The organism is Algoriphagus ornithinivorans, assembly GCF_900115305.1.
GTDB lineage: Bacteria > Bacteroidota > Bacteroidia > Cytophagales > Cyclobacteriaceae > Algoriphagus > Algoriphagus ornithinivorans.
In genome coordinates this window covers 13099-38201 of sequence record NZ_FOVW01000007.1, presented here as the reverse complement: position 1 = coordinate 38201, position 25103 = coordinate 13099, and the positions used below count along the sequence as shown (strand labels likewise).

The window sequence follows — 25103 nt, the reverse complement described above, 5'->3', positions numbered from 1 at the left end:
GGTTGAGCTCCTTTGAAGGGCCTTAATTCATTCCTTTTTAGAACTACTATTCTTCTCATTTTCATCCTTTAATTTCTCTCTCTTTTCCTCCTTTATTTTCTTGATCCTTTTTCTAAAGATCAAAAAAGCAATCAAAATGATGGCTGGAATGATGATGAAAATAACCACATTGGAGGTTTCAGATAGATCGACTGGTCCACTCGGCATGGGAATACCGGGTGATTTTTGAGCTTTGGCTTCCGACGCGATCACACTCATTTAAATCGAAAAAATAGATATTAAGGGTAAAGACTTTTTGAAATTGAACATGTAATAAAAAGATTTATTTAGTTCAATCTAACAAAAATTCATAAAATTCCAAATCAGGCTTTTCTATAAACTTACATCTTTTGGCTTTGAAGTGAAAGGATTGATGAACGGTTCACTTCATTAGCTGTTGAAAGAAAGTAAGTTAATGATGGCTCTGGAATTATCGATCAAAGAAGGATCTTCTTCGGGAAACCTTTAAGTCCTGAAGAATGCTTGATTTTACGCGGATATCAATATTGTAAGAGGTAAATCTCCCAAATGGAACCCAGTTGACATTCATCTGCCAGCAATGAAGATCACGGGCTATACCAATCATAGATTGGGTTATGGCCTGAGTCTGAAGGTCAATACCGGTATTGAAGTTGATTTTCCACTTTTCAGAAAGAGAAACATCCCCTGATAACTGTAATGCCTGAGTAATATTTGTCGTCCCTGTGGACTGTTTATTGTAATTTAAATTGTATCCAAAAGTCAGATTCCAAGGGATATTCCAGTCAATATATTGGCTCGGGTCGGTGACAATTTGATTGATTTGGCTTTCTACAAATTCATTCATCACACCGCCTTGCTGCATAAACTGGTTGGTCAATTCATCTCTGAGTTCGCCCGGGTTTTGAGCATTGCTGGGATTAATTGATGCATTTAGGTTTAGAGAGGCATTTCGAAGTGTTCCAAGCCCTTGTCCATTATTCCAGGCAAAAGAATTAATTCTTCTCTCTAAGGTAGCTCCGCTATTATTGGTAAAAGTCGTAGTTGCATAAGGGTCCAGCGTGGTGCTGACGTTGACAGAGAGTTTCCGGTCAAAAAAGCTGGTTCTAGCAGAGATCCTTACAGGCTGAAGTTGAAAAGAGTCCGCAGCAAAATTATAGGAGGTGTTCAAATCCAAGTTCTCTATCAGCGGTATCTTCTTGGTACTTTCTTCACTGGTGCTATCTTGATTGTTTTTGATTTTTGCTTCTATCACTGACCTTAAACTCATGGTCAGGGACCTTGATTCACCTTGAGGTGCTCCTCCATAAATAAACCCTTGATGCCTGTTATATAATCTTGTGGCTCCTTCGGCATTGGTTTGAACATTCTGAAAATAACCAAAAGACTCATTGGTGAAATCAGGAGTGTAGCTAAAGCCAAAAGAAGGCTGAATATGCTGACGGATCGTCTGAATTTTTCCCTTTTTGAAATTAAAAAATCCGTATACGTTGGTAGTCATGGAGAATGAACTCGTATATGTGGTGATTCGATTGAATCCATTTTCTACTACTTGATCTACACGTTCTGAAACAGGATTGTAGAAAAATTTCAATTTTTGAAAGTACCAGACTTCATTGATATTCACTGAGCCGGTTCCTGTAAAATACTTGAAAAGTGTAAAGTTACTACTGATCGGAATTCTATGCTGAGCTCCATTATTGGCATTTTTTAGCAACAGTGCAAAATTAGCAGGAGTAAAATCAATCAAGGATGGAGCAGTGGTTCCTCCTAATTCTGGATCAATAGGCGTAGGGGACTGAATTCTGTTTGTAATGGAATTTTGGAAATCGAAATTCCAGGCGATATTCAATGTTTTGAGAGGTTCAAAATTGATGTTTTTGAACGGACTTTGTCTATTCATACTCACATTGAAGTTCGGAAGTCTCAACCTTACCTCTCCTGTAGTAACCGACTGAGAATGCTGAGCTGAAGCCGACATAGAAAAAGGCGTTCCTGAAAATTGCTTGGTATAAGTGACGCTGGATTGAAGGTCTGAAGTAATGTTATTCTGGAAATTATTAGGGTTGACCACTGTATTAAAATAGCTGGTGCTTCCTGCATTGACGGATGCTGAAAATCTTCCCGTTCCTCTTGATTCCGGTGTGTGGTTCCAGGTTACCCGGAAGGTATTATAGTCTACTGGGTTCAATTCTGTCTCTGGGGATTTGAATTTTTGAAAATCCACATTGAAACCCCCGCTGTATCTATATCGCTTTTTATACACAGACTGTGCTTTTGCTCCCCATCCCCCCTTGGAATAGATGTCCCCTGTCAGACGTGCGTGGATGTAATCGTTAATCGCGAAATAGTAGCCAAAATCTCTTAAGAAAAGACCTCTAACCTGCTCGCGTCCATAACTGGGGAAGATGATACCCGAAGCTTTTTCTTCTGGAGTATTAGGGATAAGTCCGAAAGGAAGGCCTAATGGAGTTGGAATTCCATTGAAGTATAAATTAAAAGGTCCTGATACAACCTGCTTTCCTTCTATGGACTTCAGTTTATTGGAAGATATATGCCAATGCGGCTCTGTTAATTTACAGGTGGTATAATACCCGTGGTCTAGATAAATACTCCCATCTGCGGTCTTTTTAATGGTTTCTCCCCGCAAAATCCCATCCTGTTGCTCTGTGACCACATCTTTGATGATGGCTTTTTGAGTTTTGAAGTTGTACCGCATTTCCTTCCGGATTTCATAGACTGCGTCTCCATCCTTAAAGAAGGGATTTCCTAAGATTGTACCTGTACTGTCCGTAACCCCTGTAGCATAGAGTTCTGAATTTTTCCAATCGATCACGATGCGATCCGCATCCAACCTCATCTTTCCATATTCAAACCAGGCCTTATTGTAGAGATATACCTTGTTGGTTTCGAAGTCAGTAACAATACTGTCTTCAGCGAAATAAGTAATTTCTGAAAGTATTGGACTGGAAGGCACAATTTTTGCCGAATCCTGAAGTGCAAGTGTATCGCTGGGAATAGCGAGAGTATCATTTTGAATGACCGGAGGAACCTGCAAAGTATCAGGTGCGGTCAGCTTTCTCTCCTGGGCACGGCCAGATCTCTGAGCTTCGGCCAGTTGGGGTAGAAGGATAAAAAGAAGAATACTGAAAAAAAGGAGTCTGTTTCCCTGCACTGCTGCTTGCGCTTTGATGAATTTAAGTGAAATTTCGCGTAAAGTTAATTTTATTGCCCTCATGGTACGGTCCAAAAACAAAAAAATTATTCTTAGTCTTATTTTATTGATTCCTTTTGTGTTTGGCGGGTTTATTCCCAATGAAACGATGATGCCGGCATTTAGGATGAAAAAAATCGTATTAGATGCAGGTCATGGCGGAAAAGATCCCGGAAATATAGGTTCTAGAGCCAGAGAGAAGGATATTAATCTTGCAGTCACTTTACTTGTTGGAAAATATATCAAGGAAAATCTACCTGATGTAGAAGTTATTTACACTCGGGATGATGATAGTTTCCCAACTTTAGAAAAGCGTCCTCAAATCGCTAATATTAATAAGGCTGATCTTTTTGTTTCCATCCATTCCAATTCCGCCGCAAATAAGTCGGCATTTGGAACAGAGACATGGATAATGGGAATGAAGCACTTTGATAATAACTTTGATATTGTTAAGCGGGAAAACTCTGTGATGTTATTGGAGGAAGATTATAAAGAAAGATACGAGGGATTCGATCCTTCTTCTCCTGAATCATACATTATGTTTAACCTGATGTCTCGCGCATTTTTTGAAAACTCCGTGACTTTGGCAGATCAAATTGAGACACAGTTTAAGGACCGTGTAGGAAGAAAAAGCCGGGGAGTAAAGCAGGGACCATTCTATGTGCTTTGGACGCCCTCCATGCCTTCTGTGTTGGTTGAATTAGGTTTTTTATCTAACTCTGCAGAAGAGGCTTTTTTAATGAGTAAAGAAGGTCAGGAATATATGGCCTCAGCTATTTTCAGGTCCATCAGAGATTACAAGACCCAGATAGAAGGGAATTGAATAATTGAAATGCGGTAGAAATACTCTTTCGGCAAGATAGATTTGGAAATACAGTGGAAATAAAATGAAATACGCCTGCGGCGAAATAATTAAAAGATACCTAAAAGATAATTTTTAAGATATGCCTCCGGCGAGATAAATCTCTAGTCAGACTCTAATCAAAAGCTCCAAAGGAGCGTAATTTATTAGACACGCCAGAGTCGCGCAGGCCCGAGTGCAACTCGGGGTTCCAAATAAGCCATCACCTTTATCCAGCGCTGGCCCTTAATCTCCATTTGGAAACGATGACTCAATGCCAGCAAGATGAAACCAAAATCCTTTATCAACCCTCCAAGGGATTTTTTTGAGTTCGCGAGTCGATAATAATTATGTTCATGCCCCATTTTATGGCAAACTCCTAAAGGATTTTTCGGATTACAAATCCTACGATAAGACCTCGGAATTACTCCCGACTCCTGTCGTGGATCCGAGGAGCTTAGAATTACGCCTGCGGCGAAATAATTAAAAGATACCTAAAAGATAATTTTTAAGATATGCCTCCGGCGAGATAAATCTCTAGTCAGACTCTAATCAAAAGCTCCAAAGGAGCGTAATTTATTAGCCACGCCAGAGTCGCGCAGGCCCGAGTGCAACTCGGGGTTCCAAATAAGCCATCACCTTTATCCAGCGCTGGCCCTTAATCTCCATTTGGAAACGATGACTCAATGCCAGCAAGACGGGAAGAGAAATACTTTAGAAATAAAAGAAATACGCCTTCGGCGAAATACGGGTCAATTTACCCTTTGGAAATATAAATTCAATTTAGGACGATTTAGGATTCAAAAGCCTGAAGGGCTTAAACTCTTCAATAGCCACACCAGAGGCGCGCAAGCTCGGGTGCAACCCGAGGTAAGGAAGTTGGATTATCTCCCAGCGCTGGCGCAATCGCTTCGCTTGGAAATGATAGCTTAATGCCAGCAAGATATCCGAGAAACATTGTGGGAATTCTAAATCCCGTAGGGATTTCAGCTCGGTAGCAAAGCGGCTCTGAGACTCCTTTCCATGCCGTAGGTATGGAACAAGGTTTCCAAAAGTTCAATAATCGCTAGACCATTTCTAGCTTTTGAAAACATTTAATTTAATCGGAATACAAATTCTTTGATAAGAGCTCGAGATTGCTCCCGATAATATCGCGGACTCGAGCAGCAAGAAACTATCTTTTCGGATTTCTCCCACCGGAATTCTGATTTTTCCAAACTTCCTTTTGTAGATTGGAGTTTGAATTTAGTAAACCCAAATAAAGAATGAATTCCCCAAGTAAAACTGAACCAAAAGATTTCGGCCAACTCCTCACTGAATTGCAGGAAAAATACAAACTTGTAAAACAGGGAGGAGGACCCAAAAGAATTGCCAAGGAGCATGAAAAAGGCAAATTAACCGCCAGAGAAAGAATCGATTACCTGATCGATGAGCAATCGGATTTTTTAGAAATAGGGGCTTTTGCAGCAGATGGGATGTACGAGGAAGAAGGTGGCTGTCCCTCAGCAGGTGTTGTCACAGGAATCGGATATGTCCGTGGTAGAATGTGCGTGATCGTCGCCAATGATGCCACAGTTAAAGCAGGAGCCTGGTTTCCTATGACTGCCAAGAAAAATTTGAGAGCACAGGAAGTGGCCATGGAAAATCGCCTACCTATCATATATCTGGTAGACAGTGCAGGCGTGTTTTTGCCTATGCAAAATGAAATTTTTCCAGACAAGGAGCACTTCGGTAGGCAGTTTAGAAACAATGCGAAAATGTCTTCCCTAGGTATCGTTCAAGTGGCAGCTATCATGGGAAGTTGCGTAGCTGGTGGAGCATATTTACCCATCATGTCAGATGAAGCTATGATTGTAGATAAGACAGGTTCCATATTCTTGGCCGGCTCTTACTTGGTGAAAGCAGCAATCGGCGAGTCTGTAGATAATGAAACTCTTGGAGGGGCGACCACCCATTGTGAAATATCAGGGGTGACTGATAACAAATATGACTCTGACCAGGATTGTCTGGATGCTATCAAGAATATTTTTGACAAGCTTGGGGCATCTGAAAATGCAGGTTTTGATAGATCAGAACCCAAAGATCCCGGTTTTTCGGGAGAAGAGATGTTGAAAAAATTCCCATTGGACAGGGTAAAGCCCTACGATATGCTTGAAGTGATTTCAGGCCTTGTGGATGCCGGGGAGTTTGATGAGTACAAGAAAGATTATGGGAAAACCCTGATTTGTGGAACAGCGCGAATCGATGGCTGGGCTGTTGGAATAGTAGCCAATCAAAGAAAGATTGTAAAAACTGCAAAAGGTGAAATGCAGATGGGCGGTGTGATCTATTCAGATTCTGCAGATAAAGCGGCCCGCTTCATCATGAACTGCAACCAACGCAAAATTCCTTTGGTCTTTCTTCAGGATGTCAGTGGATTTATGGTAGGTAGTAAAGCTGAGCATGGAGGAATCATTAAAGACGGCGCAAAAATGGTGAATGCAATGGCCAACTCAGTTGTTCCAAAATTCACCATTGTTCTTGGGAATTCTTACGGAGCGGGCAATTATGCCATGTGTGGAAAAGCCTATGATCCAAGACTGATTTATTCTTGGCCTACTGCACAAATGGCTGTAATGTCAGGTGCTTCTGCAGCCAAAACCTTGCTTCAGATTAAAGTTTCTTCTTTGAAAAAAGCAGGTAAACAAGAGATCACTCCGGAAGAGGAGAAGGAACTACTGGACGAAATCACCAATAAGTATAATGAGGAGTTGAGTCCGTATTATGCTGCTGCCAGATTGTGGGTTGATGGGGTGATAGATCCCCGAGAGACGAGAAAGGTGATATCCATGGGAATTAAAGCAGCTAATCACAATCCTATTTTGGAAAGATTTAATGTGGGTGTTATTCAAACCTAAAGATTAATTGATTATTTTCATTTATGAGTGAATTGTCAGACTCTGAATTAAACGCCTTAGTTTCCTTGCTTGACGACACAGACCTTGAAGTCAAAAATCATGTAAGGGAACGCATTATATCCTTGGGAACGGAAATCATTCCCTACTTGGAAAAAAAGTGGGAAAACAGTTTTAATCCGGAGATCCAAAAAGAGATTGAAATTCTAGTCCATGACCTCCAGTTTTCTTTGGTGAAAAGAAGACTGGAGGAATGGAAAAATTCCGAGGATCAGGACTTGTTGACAGGACTTTGGATTATCAATACCTATCAATATCCCGACCTGGAATTTGAAAAACTAAATGCGGAAATGCATCAGATCTATTTTGATGTATGGACTGCTTTTAGAAATGATTTGGAACCCTATGATCAAATTCGGATCATCAATAATGTGCTTTTCAATACTCTGAGATTCGGAGCCAATACAAAAAATTTCCACTCTCCCGGAAATAGTATGCTATCCACTGTTTTGGACACCAAAAAGGGAAATCCCATTTCCTTATGTGCTATTTACATGTTGGTGGCTAAAAAACTGGGACTCCCGATCTATGGAGTCAATCTGCCAAATTTATTTGTACTGACTTACAAAACAGATGAGTTGACTTTTTATGTCAATGCCTTTAATAAAGGTTTGGTTTTTAGCAGAAAAGACATCCACAATTACCTAAATCATCTGAAAATTGAGCCAAAAGAAGAATACTTTGAGCCCACCGATAATCTTCAGATCATTATGAGAAGCTTAAGGAATCTGGGGAATTCTTTCGATAAACTTGGGGAAGCTGAAAAAGTGGATGAAATCAAGGAAATGTTGGCAATTCTAGAGCCCTAGAAGCTCTTCATGTTACAACCCGTTGCTCTGACTGTGGCAGGACTTGGTTCTTCATTTCTCAGCACTTGATTGATTGCTCTTTCCAAAATTCTTTCCGAAACGGCTGATTCAGCTTGGGGATTGTTATCGATGGCTCCTCTGTAAACCACGTTTAACCCTGACTCAGTATTCAGAATTATTAATGCTTCGGGAATTTTAGTAATATTCAATTGTTTAACCAAAACCTGTTCCTCATCAATCAGATAATTCATATTGAGCCCCGAATCATCTATATATGATTTCAAAACTTTTTGACTTTCAGGATCAATTTCTGATTCAGGATTGATGAGAACGAATCGGATTCCTTTATTAGAGTAGCTATTCCTCATTGCAATTAATCGTTTTTCATACATTTTGGAATAAGGGCATCCCAGGCTGTGAAAAATTAACACCATCGCTTTGCCACTGATCAAGCTTTTTAAATCTGTACTTTTTCCGGTTACTGCATCTATCCTTTCTATGGATTGAAAAGTTTGGGAAAAGCTATTGAAATGGAATAAGCAGCAAAGAATTGAAACAGCTATTATTTTTTTCATCTGTTTATAATTTATTTTTAGAGGTCATCCCGATAACTATCGGGAGGAATGCCCAAAATAATTATCCCACTGTGTGAGATTTTTCCTCACGGGCATTTCATATTACCAAATGGTGTAGGTGAGAATCACGTCTCCAAGTACCTGTGCCTGCACCTGATAATGATGATCCGCGTAATCTGTTCCTCTTATTTTCCCTTTAATCACAGTACTTCCTTTTTCAAAAGGCTCAAGTAGAATATTGTCTCTGAAAGAAACTCCTTTTTTTCCCTGGCACTTGAAGATTGATTCTTTAGCAGACCAAGCAAGCGTGAAATGAACTGGATCATTCTCCAGAAAATCCAGTTCATCTGGGTCTAAAAATCTTTTCCCGATTTTTAAGATTTTCTCTCTCACAAAATCCATATCCATTCCCACGGGGTATTCTCTATGGAAAATAGCCCCGGCATAGCCTTGAGTATGACTAAGAGACACATACCCGGTGCCATTCATGGATTGGGATTTCCCGTGTTCATCTTTAAAAAATCCGGGATAGGGGACAGAAAGAGAATCCAAAGCATCTTTGATCGCTACTCTCGCTGTAGACCACTCCCTTTTTTTCTCAGGATGAGAGATGTTTGCCAAGGCAAGTTTTTCCCTAAAACTGAGGAAGTCCAGTTCTTCCTCAGAGTAGTCATCAATTATCTTGATGGCTAAGGCAGAGGAACTATCAATTTTTTCTATTTTTGTTTGCATAGGCCTGTAGGGCTAATCTAAGCATAAGGCAATATATGTCAAAAATTCAAGTAATTAAATCGCACACGCTAACTGGCCATAATGATTGTATATACGCATTGGCTGAAGGCTCGGATCCTCGCTTTTTTTATACAGGTGCCGGAGATGGAATGGTAGTGGAGTGGGATTTAGATAATCCAAAGGACGGAAAATTAATTGCTAAGCTCCCTAACTCTGTCTATTCATTGGCAGTAGACAAGCAGCGAAACTATTTGGTCATTGGGCATAATTTTGAAGGAATTCATTTGATTGATCTCCAAGAGAATAAAGAGCTTTGGTCGATCCGATTGACAGATCAGGCAATCTTTGATATTCAGGTTTTAGGAGATGAGGTTTTTGTAGGAACAGGAGATGGAGTTTTAATCGTTGTTGATATCCCTTCAAAAAGCATTAAAAAGCATATTAAGCTATCCTCGAAAAGTATTAGGGTAATGGATATTGCCCTAGGAAAAAGACATTTGGCGATTGGATTGTCTGATCATAGCATCAAGATTTTGGATTTGGCTAATGAATATCAGCCCATTGCTAATTTAACAGGGCATGCCAACTCGGTGTTTGCCTTGCGATACTCTCCGGATGAAAAAATTCTGGTAAGTGGTGCTAGGGATGCACATTTGAAATTTTGGAGTGTAGATCCTTATGCATTATCTGAAGATATTGTAGCGCATATGTATGCAATCAATTATCTTTCATTTAAAGAAGATGGATCCATGCTGGTTACCTGCTCCATGGACAAGTCCATCAAAGTTTGGGATACTGAAGAAAGAAAACTGCTCAAAGTCATAGACAAGGCTCGAAACGCAGGTCATGGCACCAGTATCAATAAGGTAGTTTGGAGTAGTTATACTCAAGAAGTCATTTCCGTTTCTGATGACAGAAGCATTTCAATTTGGAATATAGAACCACAACATACATGAAAATCACTCCCGCAGCTATTCGTTCGCAATCATTTGAAACTTCCTTCAGGGGTTTTGAAAAAAAAGAAGTTACCGCATTTTTGGATGAGGTCAGTCAGGTCGTAGAACAGCTCAATCAGGAAAACCTGGAATTGAAATCTAAACTGCAACAGGTGGAGGCAGAGGCCAAAAGACTGAAGGATGTGGAGGATTCACTTTTTAGAACATTGAAAACTGCGGAGGATACCGGGGCGAGTATCATTGAAGAGGCCAATGAAGCCGCCGATCAGATTATTGCCGAAGCAAACCATACTGCGAAAAACGCCACAGCCCATGTCAACCAAATGATGGAGGAGGCAAAGAAAAAGGCAGAGGAAGATGCTGCTACCATTATTGGAGCTGCAGAAGCAAAAGCAAAAGAAACAATCATTGAGCTTCGTGAAAGCATGCAGGGATTAGTAAGGTCCTACGAAGGCTTGGCTGAGCAAAGGGAGGCTTTGGTAAAAAGCTTAAAGCGAATTTCGCAAGACACCCTGAATCAATTGGATTTGGCTGAAGCTCATTATTCCAGAATCGATGCAAAAGCGCACCAACGTGCCATTGATGAACTCAGCAGGTCACATACATTTACTTTTGGAAATTTAGCCAATCTTGCCGCGCAAGCTCCTGTGCAACAACAGCCACAGGATGAATATGTGCCCGAATCTATAGAAGAAGATCCATTGGAAGAAATGGAAACTGTAGAGGAAGCTATCGATTTGGAAATGCATGATAGTGCTCCGGATGTAGTGGAGGCTGATGAGGAAGTTGAAGTAGAAAATGAAGAGATTGAAGAGGAAGTGGAAGAAGTGGTAGATCAGGAGGAAGAAATTCAAGAAGAAGAACCTGTCAAAGAAGAAATCAAGGCTCAAGAAGTAAGGGAAGAAAATGAGCCGGAAGATCCAAAAAAACAATCGGGTTCATTTTTTGATCAATTTGAATAATGGGAAAAGTTGCACTCGAAGGTATTGAATTTCATGCCTATCACGGAGCCTATCCTGAAGAATCTATTTTAGGAAACCGCTTTACCTTGGATTTGGAATTAGAGACTAATTTCAAAAAAGCCATGCTGGAAGATGATTTGAATGCCACGGTAGATTATTCAAAATTGTATCAGATCATTAAGGCTAGAATGGATGTGAAAGTGAAGCTTTTGGAGCATCTGGGGCATATGATTGTGACGGATATATTACGTGCTTATCCCAGTACAACACAAATTCGACTGACCCTTAAAAAACATGGTCCAGCATTAGGCGGATTGGTAAAATATTCTGCCGTACAAATTCAATATCCTGAAGATTACCAAGATTAATTATGTATTCCAAAGCCGAGACTTCCCGAATCCGTAAGGATTTTTGGATAGCCTTTGGGCAATATATGAAGCCTGTTCCCAATGCACAGGGACGAAGAGTCAATTGGCCAAATTATAAGACGGGGATTAAGGATATTTATTTTCGGATGAAGGCAGAAAGGGGATTTGCCTCTGTGGGAATAGAAATAACCCATGCTGACGAGGAGTTTCAAGAGTTAATATTTGAGCAGTTTACCCAACTCCGAAAAATTCTAGAATCATGTATCCAAGAAAAGTGGGATTGGAAGCTCCATGTTGAAAACGAAGTGGGGCAGGTCATTTCAAAAATTGAGATGGTAAAAAAAGGAGTGAATGTGATGGAGGAGAAGGATTGGCCGGCTATCATTTCTTTTCTCAAACCCAGAATTATCGCCTTAGATGAGTTTTGGGATTTGGTCAAGCCCGGTTTTGAGGATTTGTGATTTTTTTGTCCCGCCCCTTCAGGGCTATTTCGTAAGCTTTGGAGTGATGATTTTTTCCCTAAAGAATCTCGGTCCTTCGGACCTCAATTATTTTTCTATGCCCATAGGATGGCTATAAATTAAATAGCTCCGAAGGAGCGTGACTTTTTAGTGAATGAGGATGGAAGTAAATCGATGGGACAGCTCCAAAGGAGCGAGATTTTCTGGCTAGGCCAATTTAGAATTAATAAATATTGTCGTTTTAAAGTAGGGCTTTGAATTATTGGTTTCCTGGGGCTTTTTTAAATATAAACGCCCATTTTTTTTATCCCGCCCCTTCAGGGCTATTTCGTGAGGTTTGGGAAATTATGTTTTACCTAAAGAATCTCGGTCCTTCGGACCTGAATTATTTTTCTATGCCTATAGGATGGCTATAAATGAAATAGCTCCGAAGGAGCGTGATTTCTTAGTAATTTTAAAAGTTGAAGTCTCTTTGTTAAAGCTCCAAAGGAGCGGGATATAATATTCGAGATTTCAAATTGTATTTAATGATCATACATATTTATATGAGATTGTTTTACTATTTCATTTTTTGGATCATCTTAAATTCATCCCTGAATTTTTTCATTATCCCGCCCCTTCAGGGCTATTACGGGTGGGTAGGTTTAGTGGTTTTTCCTAAGGAATCTCGGTCCTTCGGACCTGGTTTTGTTCTTAAACCGATTGGATTAATCAAAATAAAACAGCTCCGAAGGAGCGTGATTACTTAGTAATTTTCAAAAGAGAAATCTAGATAATCCAGCTCCAAAGGAGCGTGATAATTTTCTATATCAATTTGAAATGGTAAGATTAAATAGTCCAAAAAAATGTGACAAGATTACCGTAATTGATCACTTTAAAATCATGTGATTATCTCCAGATGTACTTTTCATCAAATTCAATCTCATAGGAATTTAAAAATCGGATAAATTCTTCTTGAAATGTTCTCGTCTTATGATGTTCCTTTTGATTTCTTATGTATTCTACTACTTTTTGAGTTTCCTTTGGGTTGACAGAAAAAGCCCCAAATCCGAATTGCCAATAGAAATTTTTCATTTCTGGTCCCATGCCTTTCGCAAACTTTGAGGAGTGGGTTTTTAGATGTTCCATTACTGCACTCAAAGAAAGAGTACTAGAAAGATGAAATAAAACGTGAACATGGTCGAGGTAGCCTCCTACTGAGATTGGAGTGCAATTTTGTTGTTTTAAAATCCCAGCTATATAGGAATATAATTCTAGCTCATATTTAGGTAGAATTAACTTTTGGCGATCTTTTGTAGAAAAGATTGCATGGATAATCTGTTTGGTAAACGTTCCTGCCATTATCTGAAAAAGTTAAAAGTGTTATATAGTTAAAATAATTATTTATTGTCAAAAGAGGTCTATTAATTTTGATTTTTTGGGTACAATCAATATCAATCCGACCACTATTTTGATTATCCCGCCCCTTCAGGGCTATTACGGGTGGGTAGGTTTAGTGGTTTTTCCTAAGGAATCTCGGTCCTTTGGACCTCAATTATTTTTCTATGCCCATAGGATGGCTATAAATTAAATAGCTCCGAAGGAGCGTAATTTCTTAGTAATTTTAAAAGTTGAAGTCTCTTTGTTAAAGCTCCAAAGGAGCGAGATATAATATTCGAGATTTCAAATTGTATTTAATGATCATACATATTTATATGAGATTGTTTTACTATTTCATTTTTTGGATCATCTTAAATTCATCCCCGAATTTTATTTTTATCCCGCCCCTTCAGGGCTATTACGGGTGGGTAGGTTTTGTGGCTTTTACTAAAGAATCCCGGTCCTTCGGACCTGGTTTTGTTCTTAAACCGATTGGATTAACCTAAATAAAATAGCTCCGAAGGAGCATGATTACTTAGTGTTTTTCAAAGTTGAAATCTCTTTGTGAAAGCTCCAAAGGAGCGAGATTTTCTGGCTAGGCCAATTTAGAATTAATAAATATTGTCGTTTTAAAGTAGGGCTTTGAAATATTGGTTTTCTTGGCCTCTGCTTAATATTTAATATAAACGCTCATTTTTTTCATTATTCCGCCCCTTCAGGGCTATTACAGGTGGGTAGGTTTAGTGGTTTTACCTAAAGAATCTCGGTCCTTCGGACCTGGTTTTGTTCTTAAACCGATTGGATTAATCAAAATAAAACAGCTCCGAAGGAGCGTGATTTCTTAGTGAATGTGGATGGAAGTAAATGGATAGGACAGCTCCAAAGGAGCGAGATAATCAATCAAGCCTCTTGAATCTACAGGCTTTTCAGCTTTCAGCTTTTAAATTTCTGACTTTAAAAATTGCCTTTTTGATATTCAAACTTCTCAACATGATCTCCATTTTTAGATCTCATCAAAACCCAGACGTTCATTTGATCTCCAACTCGCTCCATGGTGAGCCCATCCAACCAGACTTTGTTTTCTCCTACTTCTATAAGCCTAAACTCTGTCCATTCTTCATTTTCTTCCCAAGGATTCAGGTCAGCTCCATAATGCTTTAGCTTTAAGGTAAAGGAATCACCAAATTCTACTAACTGAAAAAACTCAGTAAACTGTAATTTTCCATCATTCCAAAATCTAAAAGTACCCATCATCTGCCCATCTTTTTGGGGAAGCCAAACTTCCTCACATTCTCCTCCCAAACCTGTTCCCAACCAATAACCAGACAGCCAATCCAGTTCGGATACTTTTCCTTTTCCCGGATTTTCATCGGGGCTAAGAGTTTTTACTTCTTGGGAAAATGACTGAGTAGAAAGGAGAAAAAAGGCGAGAGATAGAATGATTGACTTCATTTTGAATAGAATTTGATTCAAAATAGGAAATTATTGTAATAGAAATTAATCTCCAAAAATTCACCTGTGTCAGAAATTGAATGATGAACACTGAAGCGAGGTAAAAACCCGATGTTCTCCAATTTTTAGCTTTCAGCCTTTATCCTTAAGAATTGTCCTCAACATCATGCCTTTTAGGAATATCTGGATTGATGAAAGTAAAGCCTCTTGCCTCATCTCCTTCAAAAAAATCAATCTGCATCCCCATCAAAAACATGTAGTGCCTTTTCTCTATTAGAACCGGGATTCCTGCAATTTCAAATTTTTGATCCTCAGGTTTAGCCTTGTCAAAACCCAAAGCATAGGACATACCCCCACAACCACCACCTCTGACACCAACCCGTAAGTGATATTCTTCAGGTATATTTTTGTGAGCCATGATGTTTTTGATCTCAGCTTCAGCTTTTTCTGTGATAGAAATTGGAACTAGCATGCAATTCGAATGATTTTGGCAGGAAATTGGTTCGATTTGAAACCAAATTTACACAGACTTCCGTTTCTAGGCCGGAATAAATTGTAGATATTCGACTTTATTTAATCCCACTATGGAATACCTATTTGATTTATTGAAGATTTTGTTGCCAGCTGCTGCGGTGCTATATGGCATGTACCTAGTAGTTGTTTCTTTTATTTCGAAAGAGCGTGAAAAGATGCTGGTGGAGTTGAAGACCAAAAACACCCAAACCATTATTCCTGTTCGTCTTCAGGCTGCAGAAAGACTTTGCCTTCTCCTGGAAAGGATCACTCCCAATAATTTGGTGAGAAGGTCCAGTCCCGGGGGGATGACAGCAGCGGAGTTGCAGGGGCAATTGCTACATGAAGTAAGAGAAGAGTTCAATCATAATTTTTCTCAGCAAGTATATTTCTCCGAAGAGACATGGGAAGCTGTTAAACGTGCCGTGGAGGAAGTGACTACAATTATTAATTTGGCTCGACAGACATTGGATCAAGAAGCCTCGGGAATGGACTTAGCTAAGGCTATCTTTGCCCAATCTCTGGAACGAAAAAACGATGCAATCGCTTATGCTTTAAAAAAGGTAAAGGCTGAAATTCAACTTTACTTCTAAAGCCATGGCAAAAAATAAATCAAAAGCAGGGAAAATTCTGAATAAAGCCAAAGCTCTTTTTGGGGAAAAGGTAGAAGCTCTATCAGGTAAGGAGAGCAAAATCCGAGAACTAATCAGCGGTGTAGGCAATAAACTTGCGAATCTGAAAAACAATCCACGAATTCAGAAGCTTATCGAACCTGTTTCTGTATTTATTAGAATGATTAAAGCTCATTTTGCAGGGACTCATAAGCTTTCAGGAACAACTTTGGGTCTTTTGCTTTTGGCACTGGTTTATTTTTTATCACCCTTTGATCTGATTCCTGATTTTCTGGGGATATTCGGTTTTGCTGATGACCTTTCAGTGATTTTAGCTGTTTATGCCAAAGTAAAAGATGAAATCGAGCAATTTTTGGATTGGGAGCGAACTCAGATATAGGCAAAGCTGTTTCTTCTGAAACTTTTAAAAGATGCTTGACCAACTGACAAGAACAATTACTCCAGACCTCATTACCCAAGCCCAAACCTATTTTGAGTATAGGGAAATGGTGAAACAATTGGTGCTGGAAAACAAAACTACAGGTCCAAACCAATCAGAAGCATATTTGGAATATACCCGAATGGCTGCTCAACGCATGCATAGATGGGATAAAACAGCGAAGGTGTCGCCAGAGATGGAGGAACTGATCTTAGGTATTCCTCCTCAAATTTGGTTGGTGATTACAGAAGCTTGGTGCGGAGATGCCGCCCAAACCATTCCATACATGAATAAGCTTGCGGAGGTCAATCCGAAAATTCAATTGCGATTGGTATTGAGGGACGAAAATCCTGAACTAATGGAACAATACTTAACCAATGGAGCAAGATCAATTCCTAAGCTGATCGCCTTAAGTCCGGGCTTGAAAAAGGAATATTTTACTTGGGGACCGAAACCTCAATTTTTACTCGACAGGCAAAGGGCCTATAAATTGGATCCTCAAGGGCTAAGTTCAAAAGAATTTACAGAAGGAACTCATCTTTGGTATGCTCGGGATAAAAATCAATCTTTAGAAAAAGAATTGATGGACCTCATCAAAGAAGCATTTATCCTATGAACATAGCCCTAATTTCCGGTACATCCGGATTGGTTGGCATGCAGTTACTGCACCAACTTCTAAAACAAAATACATACGATTATATTATCAGTGTAGGAAGGAGGAAATTGGCGCTTAAACATGCCAACCTTGTGCAATTGGCTGGAAATATGTCCCAAATCCAAAATTGGGACTGGGAAGATCAAATTAATTCTCAATCGCTGGGAGGTGAATATGTGTCCCTTACTCAAGCTATTAAAGAAAAGAAATGTACGATTCAGGCCTTTTCAAGCTTAGGCACTACCATTAAACAGGCAGGTTCTAAAGAGAAATTTTTTGAAATAGATCACGATTTGGTTTTGGCTTTTGCAAAGTGGGCTAAACGCTTGGGAGCAAATGGTTTTTATTATGTTTCAGCCTTGGGTGCCGATCCACAATCTTCAGTCTTTTATAATGAGGTCAAAGGGAAAACCGAGGAAGATTTGAAAGCACTTGACTTTGAACATTTGGGGATATTCAGGCCATCCTTGCTTTTGGGTAACAGGAATGAATTTAGGTTTGGGGAAAAAGTTGCGACTATTTTAATGAAACCCTTGGTTTGGTTAAAGCTCTTCAAAAATATGAGGCCTATTTATGACTATCAGGTGGCTAAAAGTATGGTCAAAGTAGCTTTAGATGATTCCAGAAAAGGAGTAGAAATCATTCCTTCTGGAGAAATGCAGGATTTAAGTAAATGATAGCAGTAATTCAAAGAGTTTCTGAGTCTTCTGTAAAAATCGAAGGAAAAGTCAAATCTCAAATTGGGTTAGGTCTGATGGTATTACTCGGAATAGAAGATGCAGACCAAAAGGATGATATCGAGTGGCTAAGTAAGAAAATAGTCAACCTTCGCATTTTTCCTGATGAAAACGAGGTAATGAATAAAAGCCTGCTAGATGTCGACGGTGAGATTTTGTTGATTTCCCAATTCACCTTGCATGCCAGTACCAAAAAAGGAAATAGGCCTTCCTATATCAAGGCTGCCAAACCTGATGTAGCCATACCTCTTTATGAGCAAATGATAAGTGCTTTGAAACAAGAGTTAGGGAAAGAGATTGGAACAGGAGAATTTGGTGCAGATATGAAGGTTTCCCTGATCAATGATGGGCCTGTTACAATTGTCATTGACTCGAAAAACCGGGTTTAGAGCTTAATTTTTTTCGCCATCCGTTACTGCCTGACTTACTGAATAGAAGTTATTCAAAGTAAGGAGCTAGATGAGGATTCCCGACATTTTTTTTATCTTTCAAAATGCCTCAAAACTTATTGGAAATCCAAAATGCTAAGGTGCTTTTTAAAGGAAATCATGCTTTCCATGATTTGAATTTTGAATGGAGAAAAGGAGAGCAATGGGCAATTGTCAGTGATTCTGGCTGGCTCCAAACAGCCTTTTTAGAAACCATCCGAGGAAACACTATTTTATCCCAGGGGCTGATCATTAGAGATTTTGCTAAAGTGTACTCTGAAGAAAAATCAAAAAAAAAGGAAGTCCATGGCTTCAGGGATTTGATGGCTTATGTTTCTCAGAAATATGAATTTAGAAATAAATTCAATCAGCAAAACTTCTATTTCCAACAGCGATTCAACTCTAGTGAATCCGAAGAAACAGCTACCGTATTTCAATTCCTCAGTGAAATAGATTCCAAGATTCCAGGTCCTTGGGCTCTGGAAAATGTGATGAAATTAATGAATTTGGAAAGCCTTAAGGATGAGTCTTTATTGAAGCTTTCAAATGGAGAAACCCGTCGATTAGCCATCGCTGCTGGCTTAATGAGACAGCCGAAGATATTTTTGATGGATCATCCCTTGACAGGACTTGATGTGAAAACCAGGAGTTCTTTTGGAGAAATTCTGAAAGAAATTATTCAAGCTGGGACACATGTATTGCTTACTGCTAATGCTGAAGATATACCTGATGGAATTACCAACGTGGCAAAATTGACAGATGAAGGCATTATTCAGCGCTGGAGTAGCCGCGATTTCCATCTTACTAGTCATGCTAGTCAGGCTAAATCATGGGATTGGGCTTTGTTGGGAAAACTTCTTTCTAAAGAATCAATGCCTTCAGAAACTCTGATCAAATTGGATGCTGTGAATATTTCCTATCAGGGAAATTTGATTTTGGATTCAGTTTCATGGGAAGTAAACTCTGGTGAATACTGGCAACTTAAGGGACCAAATGGATCAGGGAAATCAACTTTGATCTCATTGTTGATTGGTGAGAATCCTCAGGCTTATTCTCAAAATATTTATCTTTTTGGAAGAAAAAGAGGAACAGGAGAAAGTATTTGGGATGTAAAAAAACCAACTGGTTTTGTGGCTCCTGAATTATCAAGATTTTTTCCTGCTAATCAAACTTGTAGAAAAGTTATTCTTTCAGGACTTTTTGATACGATGGGTTTATTCAAAAAAACTACAGCCGAGCAAGAAAGTCTGGCAGATAGCTGGCTTAAATTATTTGAACTGGAGAAAGTTCAGCAAATCCCCATTCAAAGACTTTCCCTCGAACATCAACGCTGGACTTTGTTAGCTAGGGCATTGATCAAAAAGCCAAAGCTGTTAATCTTAGATGAAGCATCTCAGGGAATGGATAAGCTTCAGCGGGAATTATTTAAAAACACTATTCAAAAAGTCTGTGAAATTTCTTCTTTGTCCTTAATCTACGTGAGCCATTACGATGAAGATGTTCCAGAAATCATTAACCGAGTTTTTGCTTTATCTTAAGCTTTTGCTCTGCCCGGGCTTTTGCTTCTTCCTTTCTAAAAATCGCCATATCCTGAATCAATTTTAATGGCAATTTTTCATTATAGGGTATTTGAATGGCTCCCTTGCTGGTCTTGAAGGGCTTTAAAGCTTCCTTAAATTCAGATACTGCAGAGTTGGTTGGATAGAAACCAATATGGTTTTTCATGGCTGCATAATAAACCAGCACTTCGGTGGTTTTGAAGGCTGGCATATGATAGCTTATAACTTCAGTAGCTTCAGGTAGCACCTCTTTTATTGCCTTTCTTATCTGGCCTAATTGGTTCTGGATTTCAGGAGAAAACCAGCTGAAATACTCTGCAATATTTTCCGCTTTTGGTCCCATTTTAGAATTGATTGATGATGGTAATGCCTTGGTTTTCAAATTTATTCATTTCCGGCAAAGCAGTTACAGCATCTTCCAAGCTGATGGTTTTTCCTATGAGTGCATGTGGATTCAGTTTTCCATTTTCTATCATATCCATCATCTCTGTATATCTCCATGCCTGCATTCCATGGCTTCCCAGAATTTCCAGCTCTTTTGCAATCACCAGGTTCATAGGCAAAGCAGTATCTTTTTCCTGATCCAACAAAAGTCCTACCTGAATATGTTTGCCTCTTTTCCTCAAACTGGCTACTGAATCATAGGCCGTTTTGCTATTTCCCAAGGCATCCAATGATACATGTACACCACCTTTTGATAATTCATAAATAGCCTCTGAAGTTGAGCTAATGGATTTGGGATTTAAAATAGCATCAGCTCCTAATATTTTTGCGAGATCTAGTTGCTTTTCAGAAATATCGATAGCAATTACCTGAGCTCCCAAGGCTTTGGCGATCATAATAGCAGATAATCCTACTCCTCCACATCCAAATACAGCTACCCATTGCCCTCCTGCAACTTTTCCCTGATCTACTATTGCGCGAAAAGAGGTTGCAAATCTACAGCCTAGACTTGCAGCAGTTTCATAACTCATGGATTCAGGCAAGCTGATCAAATTGGTTTCTGCTCGGTCAATTCTCACATACTCAGCAAAAGATCCCCAATGAGTAAATCCAGGCTGAAATTGCTCATCGCAGATTTGTTGATTTCCGGATGCGCAGGTTGGGCATATGCCACAGGCACAAACAAATGGAACTGTCACGCGATCACCGATTTTCCATTTTTTGACATCTTTACCTACTCCTACTATTTTTCCGGCAAATTCATGTCCGGGAACATGTGGCAAAACAATATCTGAATCATGACCCATCCAGCCATGCCAATCCGATCTGCATAGTCCTGTAGCTTTGACCCGGATAACTACACCATTGTCTTCAGGTGAAGGATCGGTTACTTTTTGGATTTTGGGTAAGCTTTGAAACTGCTCGTAGACCAATGCTTTCATTCGATGATTTTTTCTGAAAAGTAGCCAATCCCTTCCGTTTTTTCTTAGTTACTTAGATGAGAATAAAATGAAAGAATATTAATGGACTCAAATAAAAAAGAAATAACTATAGCAGAAGCTCAAGAATTGGTCGATCATTGGATAAAAACGGTGGGAGTTCGTTACTTCAACGAGTTGACCAATATGACTATCCTCATGGAAGAAGTGGGAGAGCTGGCTAGGATCATGTCACGAACTTATGGGGAACAGTCTTTCAAAGAATCTGATAAGGGCAAGGACTTGGGAGATGAAATGGCGGATGTGCTTTGGGTTTTGATCTGTCTAGCAAATCAGACAGGGGTAGATTTGACAGAAGCTTTGAAAAGAAATTTTGAAAAGAAAAATATCAGAGATAACGCGAGGCACAAAGACAATAAAAAGCTTCAATAATAGCTTTTCCTAAACTGTTTCATCGGAAGGTGTAAATATCCTCGTAGATTCAATTATGAATAGTTCTCAAAAGACCTTTCTCCTTTTTCTTATATTTTTTGTTTTCACCCAGAAAGCATTTTCTCAAACCTCAGTTCAGGAGAAGTCAAAAGATTGGACCTTGTCAGTTTTGCCATTGGTCTATTATACCCCTGAGACTCGCTGGGTTTTTGGTGCCGGAGCCGTGAGTAATTTCAATTTGGGAGACTCAATAAGTACCTACGAAAGTCAATTAGCTGCCGGAATTGCTTATTCTTTGAGGAAACAATTTTTAAGCTATCTAAGCGGAAGAATCTTCACTCCAGGAAATAAGAACTTGATCTACGGAGAAATAGGCTGGTATGATTATGTGTATTTCTACTTTGGTCAGGGGATGAATGTCAGCCAGGAAAACGAGGAGATATATTCGGCAAAGTTTCCTCGTGTAAGAATAAATTATGCTTGGGCTCTGGGCTCCAACTGGTATTTAGGTGGAGGTTTGCGATTTGATGCAATGGATATTTATCAAAAAGAAGAGTCAGGCCAATTGGTAGATGGTGGGATATTGGGTAACGAGGGTGGAAGAAATTCAGGTTTGGGCCCTGTGGTGCTTTATGACTCTCGGGATAATCAGCTCTATCCTGTGGATGGCGCTTATTTTGAAGCAAGTATCCAAGGGTATGGAAAAGCTTTGGGCGGTGAGTTCCCTTACGCGAGAATCTTTGCAGATTATAGAAAAATAATACCCATAGGAAAGAATCAAATCATTGCCACCCAAGGCCTCACAGAAATGACTTTTGGAGATGTTCCATTCTTTGCCTTGCCAATGCTGGGAGGGAATAGGTTGATGCGAGGTCTTTTTGAAGGGAAGTATAGAGAAAAACAAGTTGTGGTTTTGCAGGCTGAGTATCGATATAAATTCGCCCCTAGATGGGGGATAACGGCCTTCAGTGGTCTGGGAAATGCATTTTCACAAGAAAATCCCTTTGTGTTGAATCAGAGTAAATTCACCTATGGGGCAGGGGGGAGGTTTCAGCTTAACAAACGAAAAAGACTAAACCTACGACTTGATTTAGCTCATTCCCCCGGAGAACCTTTTCAGTTTTATTTTACTTTTGGAGAAGCTTTTTGAAGGCTGAAATCTAAAGTTAGAAATCTGAAAGCTAAAATCAGAAATCTGAAAATAGAAGTATGAAAGGCTAAAATCAGAAGTCTGAAATGAATTACAAAGCCCTTTTTAAAGAGGTGAAAGAAATACCTTTCCTTTTGAAATAGCATAGAGGCGGGAAAATGAACGCTGAATCCTGAACAAAAGAACAAGGTAGATCTTAGCTCCAAGTATATTTAATCCTAAATATTTCAGTTTTACTTCCCAGATTTCTTCACCCATCTAACAGATAAATCAGGATCGGCCATATCCTTGTCTAAGGGGAACATAGGTCGATTGATTCGCTGATAGCCTAATCTTTCCAGATCTTGATCCACCCCTCCCGGGGTCAAGGCCATAATCCAGTCTCCTCTTAAGTCATAGAGTTCCGGTACCAAGTATCCTATTTTCACAACCAAAATATCCGTGTTTTTAGGATCCAGATTCAAATCAGTAAAGTCTTTGACATGGTGATAGGGTTTCCGTTTTTCAGTTACAATCACTTTGATTGACCCGATCTGAACAACAACTTCTGTCTTGGCATCAGAGTCTCCCTCTTTGATGGCTAAAACTTTTCCTTTCAATAATAGTGGTGGAGCAAACCTGTCATCAACCATCGCACCTGCATAACCTTCCACTTGATTTCCAATTCCAGCTTCTTTGGCTTTGGCGACCAAGTCAGGTCCTGGAATAGAAGCATAGATAAGTTCGGGTCCGGATTCACTTTTGAACTCAGGTCTTTTCAGTATCTCATTCAAGGTCCAAGTTACATCTCCCGCTCCTCCAGCTGTAGGATTATCTCCCATGTCCGAAATGACAAATGGCTTCTTTTCGCTTTTTAGTGCCATTTCTAAACTTTCATCCAAATAAGCAACCGGAGCTACAAACTCAAATTCATTTCTTACTGCCCAAAAACTATTAGCGAGGAATTCGGCACTTTCTTTCACTTGGTTTTTATCATCTCCTGTTACCATTACCACGGCATGATTTCTTGGTTCGTCTGCCCAAGCATAACCAATCCAGATTGCTGCGTCAATGACTCCTTCTTCTTGTGTGATGGGGTCCACCTTCGCGTACAATGATTTGCCGGGGTCTATGCGAGTGCTGGTTTTTTCTCCGGGCAATAAAATCGGAACCGGAATCCAGGCTTTGTATTTCGGTTTCCCCTTACCTGACTCCAATCGATCCAACATATTTTCTACAGCCCTTTGCTTGGACTCCAAGGCATCCTCATGAGGAGCCATTCTGTAGCAGGTAATCAAATCTGAGTTTTCTGCTAATCGCATGGAGACATTGCCATGTAAATCCATGGAAGTGGAGATGAGTGTCTCGTACCCAACCACCTCTCTAACTTTCAGAATAAAATCCCCTTCCGGATCATCTATCCCTTCTACACTCATGGCACCATGAATATCAAAAAACAAGCCGTCGTAGGGTAGATTTTCTCTCAGCATGTCCAAAGTCAAACTCACCAAAGAATCATAAGCCTCGCGGGTAACCATACCGCCTGGAATCGCATGTCCTCTTAAGGTTGGAAACCATTCGGCTCTGCTTCGATTGGTAGAACTATCAGCTAAAAAAGGGTAGTAATTGAAAATGTCATCGTCCATTCGGGCCTTGAATGATTCTGCAGTGGATCTGGCTGGTGAAAACGTACTGGACTCTATAGCTAAACCTGCTATAGCAATCCTTGGAAGTTTTTTCTCTTGCTGACAGGAAAAAAGTAAAATGATCAGTGCAAAGGCCAATAGGTTCTTCATCATTTGCTGGTTTAAATGGAATCCTGAAAATACCAGCAATTTTGGAAAGTTCTGAAGGAAAGGGGATGATTGGGAAAATCTTTGTTTGGGGAAAAGACACTTATTCCAAAGATATAGTCTCCATTCCTCTCTCAAAAAAACCAATTCATTGAATTGACGGAATAATTAAGTCAGAGTTAGAATCATTTGCAATTTGATTCGCTTTTTTGATAGCCTTATTCAAATTAGAATAATCAAAAGAAAATACACTCTGAGAGGATTTAGAATATAAAATTACCTTAAAAGAATTTACTGTTCCGGAAAGCGTAGGACTAATTCCATTGGGCACATTTTGACTTTTAAAGCTGTAGGGAAGTACTTCAATCTTGGATATTTGAGGCAATAGGCTCCATTCTCCAAATCGAAAGCCCACAATGGAAAAGTAGTTTTTATACCTGTTTTTTGAAAAATCAAGCAAGACTCCACTGTAGGATGAAAAAATGATGAGTCCAATGGTAAGAGTTACCACTCCCACTGTGATGACTTTTTCCAAGGAACTTCCACTTTCTAAAAAAGTCGGGCTGACCAAAACAAAAATTCCCACCAATAGCAAAATCAATCCCAATAGGTGAGGGCCTGAAAAAAAATTTCTCTTTTTGTAGTTGAAGGTTTTCATTTTCTAGAATTGTAAAGAGGATGCTACGTCAATTTTTGAAAATAGCCTTTACTTATCTGAAATAAA

General features: G+C 39.5%; 26 protein-coding genes. 15 read left to right on the top strand and 11 right to left on the bottom strand.

The features are described 5' to 3' along the window. Positions 1-27: 27 nt before the first annotated feature. Both BM073_RS11845 and BM073_RS11840 read right to left on the bottom strand, forming a co-directional pair. Entirely contained in the window at positions 28-258 is a 231-nt protein-coding gene (locus BM073_RS11845; protein WP_091654411.1) for a hypothetical protein, read from the bottom strand. A 211-nt stretch (positions 259-469) separates the two neighbouring features. Next, on the bottom strand, positions 470-3256 hold the full coding sequence (locus BM073_RS11840) for a putative LPS assembly protein LptD (RefSeq protein WP_245756408.1): 2787 nt from the start codon (positions 3254-3256) through the stop codon (positions 470-472). On the opposite strand from BM073_RS11840, the gene BM073_RS11835 reads away from it, so the two are divergent. The 3 genes from BM073_RS11835 (at position 3255) to BM073_RS11815 (ending at position 7836) form a co-directional block, all read left to right on the top strand. Beyond that, positions 3255-4055, top strand: a complete 801-nt coding sequence (locus BM073_RS11835) for an N-acetylmuramoyl-L-alanine amidase family protein (protein WP_091654410.1) — start codon at positions 3255-3257, stop codon at positions 4053-4055. The two genes, BM073_RS11840 and BM073_RS11835, sit on opposite strands and share 2 nt — an antisense overlap. Before the next feature lie 1283 nt (positions 4056-5338). Continuing rightward, a complete protein-coding gene (locus BM073_RS11820) occupies positions 5339-6970 on the top strand; it encodes an acyl-CoA carboxylase subunit beta (RefSeq protein ID WP_091654404.1) in 1632 nt (543 codons plus the stop codon). Positions 6971-6993: 23 nt separating this feature from the next. Continuing rightward, on the top strand, positions 6994-7836 hold the full coding sequence (locus tag BM073_RS11815) for a transglutaminase-like domain-containing protein (protein WP_091654402.1): 843 nt from the start codon (positions 6994-6996) through the stop codon (positions 7834-7836). Here BM073_RS11815 and BM073_RS11810 read toward each other — a convergent pair. Both BM073_RS11810 and BM073_RS11805 read right to left on the bottom strand, forming a co-directional pair. Further along, positions 7833-8411: a redoxin domain-containing protein gene (locus BM073_RS11810; RefSeq protein WP_091654401.1), complete on the bottom strand. Its 579-nt coding sequence runs from the start codon at positions 8409-8411 to the stop codon at positions 7833-7835. The genes BM073_RS11815 and BM073_RS11810 overlap by 4 nt on opposite strands. Before the next feature lie 102 nt (positions 8412-8513). Further along, complete coding sequence (locus BM073_RS11805) at positions 8514-9143, bottom strand: 4'-phosphopantetheinyl transferase family protein (protein ID WP_091654399.1); 630 nt, start codon at positions 9141-9143, stop codon at positions 8514-8516. A 35-nt stretch (positions 9144-9178) separates the two neighbouring features. Between BM073_RS11805 and BM073_RS11800 the strand changes: the two genes are divergently transcribed. The 4 genes from BM073_RS11800 to BM073_RS11785 are packed head-to-tail and all read left to right on the top strand — an operon-like array spanning position 9179 to position 11890. Continuing rightward, entirely contained in the window at positions 9179-10099 is a 921-nt protein-coding gene (locus BM073_RS11800; protein WP_091654398.1) for a WD40 repeat domain-containing protein, read from the top strand. Next, positions 10096-11061 carry a DivIVA domain-containing protein gene (locus BM073_RS11795; RefSeq protein ID WP_091654396.1) on the top strand — a complete coding sequence of 322 codons (966 nt, stop codon included), beginning with the start codon at positions 10096-10098 and terminating at the stop codon, positions 11059-11061. The genes BM073_RS11800 and BM073_RS11795 overlap by 4 nt, the downstream gene beginning before the upstream one ends. Beyond that, positions 11061-11429: a dihydroneopterin aldolase gene (gene folB / locus BM073_RS11790; protein ID WP_091654395.1), complete on the top strand. Its 369-nt coding sequence runs from the start codon at positions 11061-11063 to the stop codon at positions 11427-11429. The genes BM073_RS11795 and folB overlap by 1 nt, the downstream gene beginning before the upstream one ends. Before the next feature lie 2 nt (positions 11430-11431). After that, positions 11432-11890 (top strand): DUF4268 domain-containing protein, encoded by a 459-nt coding sequence (locus BM073_RS11785; protein WP_091654393.1) that lies wholly within the window; start codon positions 11432-11434, stop codon positions 11888-11890. An 888-nt stretch (positions 11891-12778) separates the two neighbouring features. Here the strand turns inward: BM073_RS11785 and BM073_RS11775 are convergent. From BM073_RS11775 to BM073_RS11765, 3 genes are all read right to left on the bottom strand, one after another. Further along, positions 12779-13231 (bottom strand): transposase, encoded by a 453-nt coding sequence (locus tag BM073_RS11775; protein WP_091654390.1) that lies wholly within the window; start codon positions 13229-13231, stop codon positions 12779-12781. Positions 13232-14203: 972 nt separating this feature from the next. Next, a complete protein-coding gene (locus BM073_RS11770) occupies positions 14204-14701 on the bottom strand; it encodes a DUF6265 family protein (RefSeq protein WP_091654388.1) in 498 nt (165 codons plus the stop codon). A 145-nt stretch (positions 14702-14846) separates the two neighbouring features. After that, the gene (locus BM073_RS11765; RefSeq protein WP_091654386.1) at positions 14847-15173 is read right to left on the bottom strand and encodes a HesB/IscA family protein; all 327 of its coding nucleotides are present in this window, start codon (positions 15171-15173) and stop codon (positions 14847-14849) included. Positions 15174-15285: 112 nt separating this feature from the next. Here BM073_RS11765 and BM073_RS11760 point away from each other — a divergent pair, with 112 nt between their 5' ends. The 6 genes from BM073_RS11760 to BM073_RS11735 all read left to right on the top strand — a co-directional run bounded on the left by BM073_RS11760 (position 15286) and on the right by BM073_RS11735 (position 19622). Next, a complete protein-coding gene (locus tag BM073_RS11760; protein WP_091654384.1) occupies positions 15286-15807 on the top strand; it encodes a DUF7935 family protein in 522 nt (173 codons plus the stop codon). Between the two features lie 4 nt (positions 15808-15811). Beyond that, on the top strand, positions 15812-16225 hold the full coding sequence (locus BM073_RS11755; protein WP_091654382.1) for a YkvA family protein: 414 nt from the start codon (positions 15812-15814) through the stop codon (positions 16223-16225). 31 nt (positions 16226-16256) lie between these two features. After that, positions 16257-16880, top strand: coding sequence for a thioredoxin family protein (locus BM073_RS11750; RefSeq protein WP_091654381.1), 624 nt, complete (start codon positions 16257-16259; stop codon positions 16878-16880). Then, complete coding sequence (locus BM073_RS11745) at positions 16877-17596, top strand: NAD-dependent epimerase/dehydratase family protein (RefSeq protein ID WP_091654379.1); 720 nt, start codon at positions 16877-16879, stop codon at positions 17594-17596. The genes BM073_RS11750 and BM073_RS11745 overlap by 4 nt, the downstream gene beginning before the upstream one ends. Continuing rightward, on the top strand, positions 17593-18045 hold the full coding sequence (gene dtd / locus BM073_RS11740) for a D-aminoacyl-tRNA deacylase (protein ID WP_091654378.1): 453 nt from the start codon (positions 17593-17595) through the stop codon (positions 18043-18045). The genes BM073_RS11745 and dtd overlap by 4 nt, the downstream gene beginning before the upstream one ends. A gap of 104 nt (positions 18046-18149) precedes the next feature. Then, entirely contained in the window at positions 18150-19622 is a 1473-nt protein-coding gene (locus BM073_RS11735) for an ATP-binding cassette domain-containing protein (RefSeq protein WP_091654376.1), read from the top strand. On the opposite strand, the gene BM073_RS11730 is transcribed toward BM073_RS11735, so the two are convergent. Further along, entirely contained in the window at positions 19597-19986 is a 390-nt protein-coding gene (locus BM073_RS11730) for an iron chaperone (RefSeq protein ID WP_091654374.1), read from the bottom strand. The two genes, BM073_RS11735 and BM073_RS11730, sit on opposite strands and share 26 nt — an antisense overlap. Position 19987: 1 nt before the next feature. After that, positions 19988-21028 carry a zinc-dependent alcohol dehydrogenase family protein gene (locus BM073_RS11725; RefSeq protein ID WP_091654372.1) on the bottom strand — a complete coding sequence of 347 codons (1041 nt, stop codon included), beginning with the start codon at positions 21026-21028 and terminating at the stop codon, positions 19988-19990. A gap of 81 nt (positions 21029-21109) precedes the next feature. On the opposite strand from BM073_RS11725, the gene BM073_RS11720 reads away from it, so the two are divergent. Beyond that, the gene (locus BM073_RS11720; protein ID WP_091654370.1) at positions 21110-21457 is read left to right on the top strand and encodes a nucleotide pyrophosphohydrolase; all 348 of its coding nucleotides are present in this window, start codon (positions 21110-21112) and stop codon (positions 21455-21457) included. A 55-nt stretch (positions 21458-21512) separates the two neighbouring features. Continuing rightward, on the top strand, positions 21513-22607 hold the full coding sequence (locus BM073_RS11715; protein WP_091654368.1) for a BamA/TamA family outer membrane protein: 1095 nt from the start codon (positions 21513-21515) through the stop codon (positions 22605-22607). Between the two features lie 233 nt (positions 22608-22840). Here the strand turns inward: BM073_RS11715 and BM073_RS11710 are convergent, their stop codons facing one another. Both BM073_RS11710 and BM073_RS11705 read right to left on the bottom strand, forming a co-directional pair. Then, a complete protein-coding gene (locus BM073_RS11710) occupies positions 22841-24385 on the bottom strand; it encodes a M81 family metallopeptidase (RefSeq protein ID WP_091654742.1) in 1545 nt (514 codons plus the stop codon). Positions 24386-24527: 142 nt separating this feature from the next. Then, positions 24528-25037 carry a hypothetical protein gene (locus BM073_RS11705; RefSeq protein WP_091654366.1) on the bottom strand — a complete coding sequence of 170 codons (510 nt, stop codon included), beginning with the start codon at positions 25035-25037 and terminating at the stop codon, positions 24528-24530. Positions 25038-25103: the final 66 nt, after the last annotated feature.

What these genes read in the sequence shown, in the direction of transcription:
- BM073_RS11840 (WP_245756408.1), bottom strand. Translation starts at nt 3,256, where the DNA reads ATGAGGGCAATAAAATTAACTTTACGCGAAATTTCACTTAAATTCATC.
- BM073_RS11775 (WP_091654390.1), bottom strand. Translation starts at nt 13,231, where the DNA reads ATGGCAGGAACGTTTACCAAACAGATTATCCATGCAATCTTTTCTACA.
- BM073_RS11750 (WP_091654381.1), top strand. Translation starts at nt 16,257, where the DNA reads ATGCTTGACCAACTGACAAGAACAATTACTCCAGACCTCATTACCCAA.
- BM073_RS11800 (WP_091654398.1), top strand. Translation starts at nt 9,179, where the DNA reads ATGTCAAAAATTCAAGTAATTAAATCGCACACGCTAACTGGCCATAAT.
- BM073_RS11715 (WP_091654368.1), top strand. Translation starts at nt 21,513, where the DNA reads ATGAATAGTTCTCAAAAGACCTTTCTCCTTTTTCTTATATTTTTTGTT.
- folB (WP_091654395.1), top strand. Translation starts at nt 11,061, where the DNA reads ATGGGAAAAGTTGCACTCGAAGGTATTGAATTTCATGCCTATCACGGA.
- BM073_RS11745 (WP_091654379.1), top strand. Translation starts at nt 16,877, where the DNA reads ATGAACATAGCCCTAATTTCCGGTACATCCGGATTGGTTGGCATGCAG.
- BM073_RS11770 (WP_091654388.1), bottom strand. Translation starts at nt 14,701, where the DNA reads ATGAAGTCAATCATTCTATCTCTCGCCTTTTTTCTCCTTTCTACTCAG.
- BM073_RS11815 (WP_091654402.1), top strand. Translation starts at nt 6,994, where the DNA reads ATGAGTGAATTGTCAGACTCTGAATTAAACGCCTTAGTTTCCTTGCTT.
- BM073_RS11805 (WP_091654399.1), bottom strand. Translation starts at nt 9,143, where the DNA reads ATGCAAACAAAAATAGAAAAAATTGATAGTTCCTCTGCCTTAGCCATC.
- BM073_RS11730 (WP_091654374.1), bottom strand. Translation starts at nt 19,986, where the DNA reads ATGGGACCAAAAGCGGAAAATATTGCAGAGTATTTCAGCTGGTTTTCT.
- BM073_RS11795 (WP_091654396.1), top strand. Translation starts at nt 10,096, where the DNA reads ATGAAAATCACTCCCGCAGCTATTCGTTCGCAATCATTTGAAACTTCC.
- BM073_RS11845 (WP_091654411.1), bottom strand. Translation starts at nt 258, where the DNA reads ATGAGTGTGATCGCGTCGGAAGCCAAAGCTCAAAAATCACCCGGTATT.
- BM073_RS11755 (WP_091654382.1), top strand. Translation starts at nt 15,812, where the DNA reads ATGGCAAAAAATAAATCAAAAGCAGGGAAAATTCTGAATAAAGCCAAA.
- BM073_RS11735 (WP_091654376.1), top strand. Translation starts at nt 18,150, where the DNA reads ATGCCTCAAAACTTATTGGAAATCCAAAATGCTAAGGTGCTTTTTAAA.
- BM073_RS11725 (WP_091654372.1), bottom strand. Translation starts at nt 21,028, where the DNA reads ATGAAAGCATTGGTCTACGAGCAGTTTCAAAGCTTACCCAAAATCCAA.
- BM073_RS11720 (WP_091654370.1), top strand. Translation starts at nt 21,110, where the DNA reads ATGGACTCAAATAAAAAAGAAATAACTATAGCAGAAGCTCAAGAATTG.
- BM073_RS11810 (WP_091654401.1), bottom strand. Translation starts at nt 8,411, where the DNA reads ATGAAAAAAATAATAGCTGTTTCAATTCTTTGCTGCTTATTCCATTTC.
- BM073_RS11835 (WP_091654410.1), top strand. Translation starts at nt 3,255, where the DNA reads ATGGTACGGTCCAAAAACAAAAAAATTATTCTTAGTCTTATTTTATTG.
- BM073_RS11760 (WP_091654384.1), top strand. Translation starts at nt 15,286, where the DNA reads ATGGAATACCTATTTGATTTATTGAAGATTTTGTTGCCAGCTGCTGCG.
- BM073_RS11765 (WP_091654386.1), bottom strand. Translation starts at nt 15,173, where the DNA reads ATGCTAGTTCCAATTTCTATCACAGAAAAAGCTGAAGCTGAGATCAAA.
- BM073_RS11710 (WP_091654742.1), bottom strand. Translation starts at nt 24,385, where the DNA reads ATGATGAAGAACCTATTGGCCTTTGCACTGATCATTTTACTTTTTTCC.
- BM073_RS11820 (WP_091654404.1), top strand. Translation starts at nt 5,339, where the DNA reads ATGAATTCCCCAAGTAAAACTGAACCAAAAGATTTCGGCCAACTCCTC.
- BM073_RS11705 (WP_091654366.1), bottom strand. Translation starts at nt 25,037, where the DNA reads ATGAAAACCTTCAACTACAAAAAGAGAAATTTTTTTTCAGGCCCTCAC.
- BM073_RS11785 (WP_091654393.1), top strand. Translation starts at nt 11,432, where the DNA reads ATGTATTCCAAAGCCGAGACTTCCCGAATCCGTAAGGATTTTTGGATA.
- dtd (WP_091654378.1), top strand. Translation starts at nt 17,593, where the DNA reads ATGATAGCAGTAATTCAAAGAGTTTCTGAGTCTTCTGTAAAAATCGAA.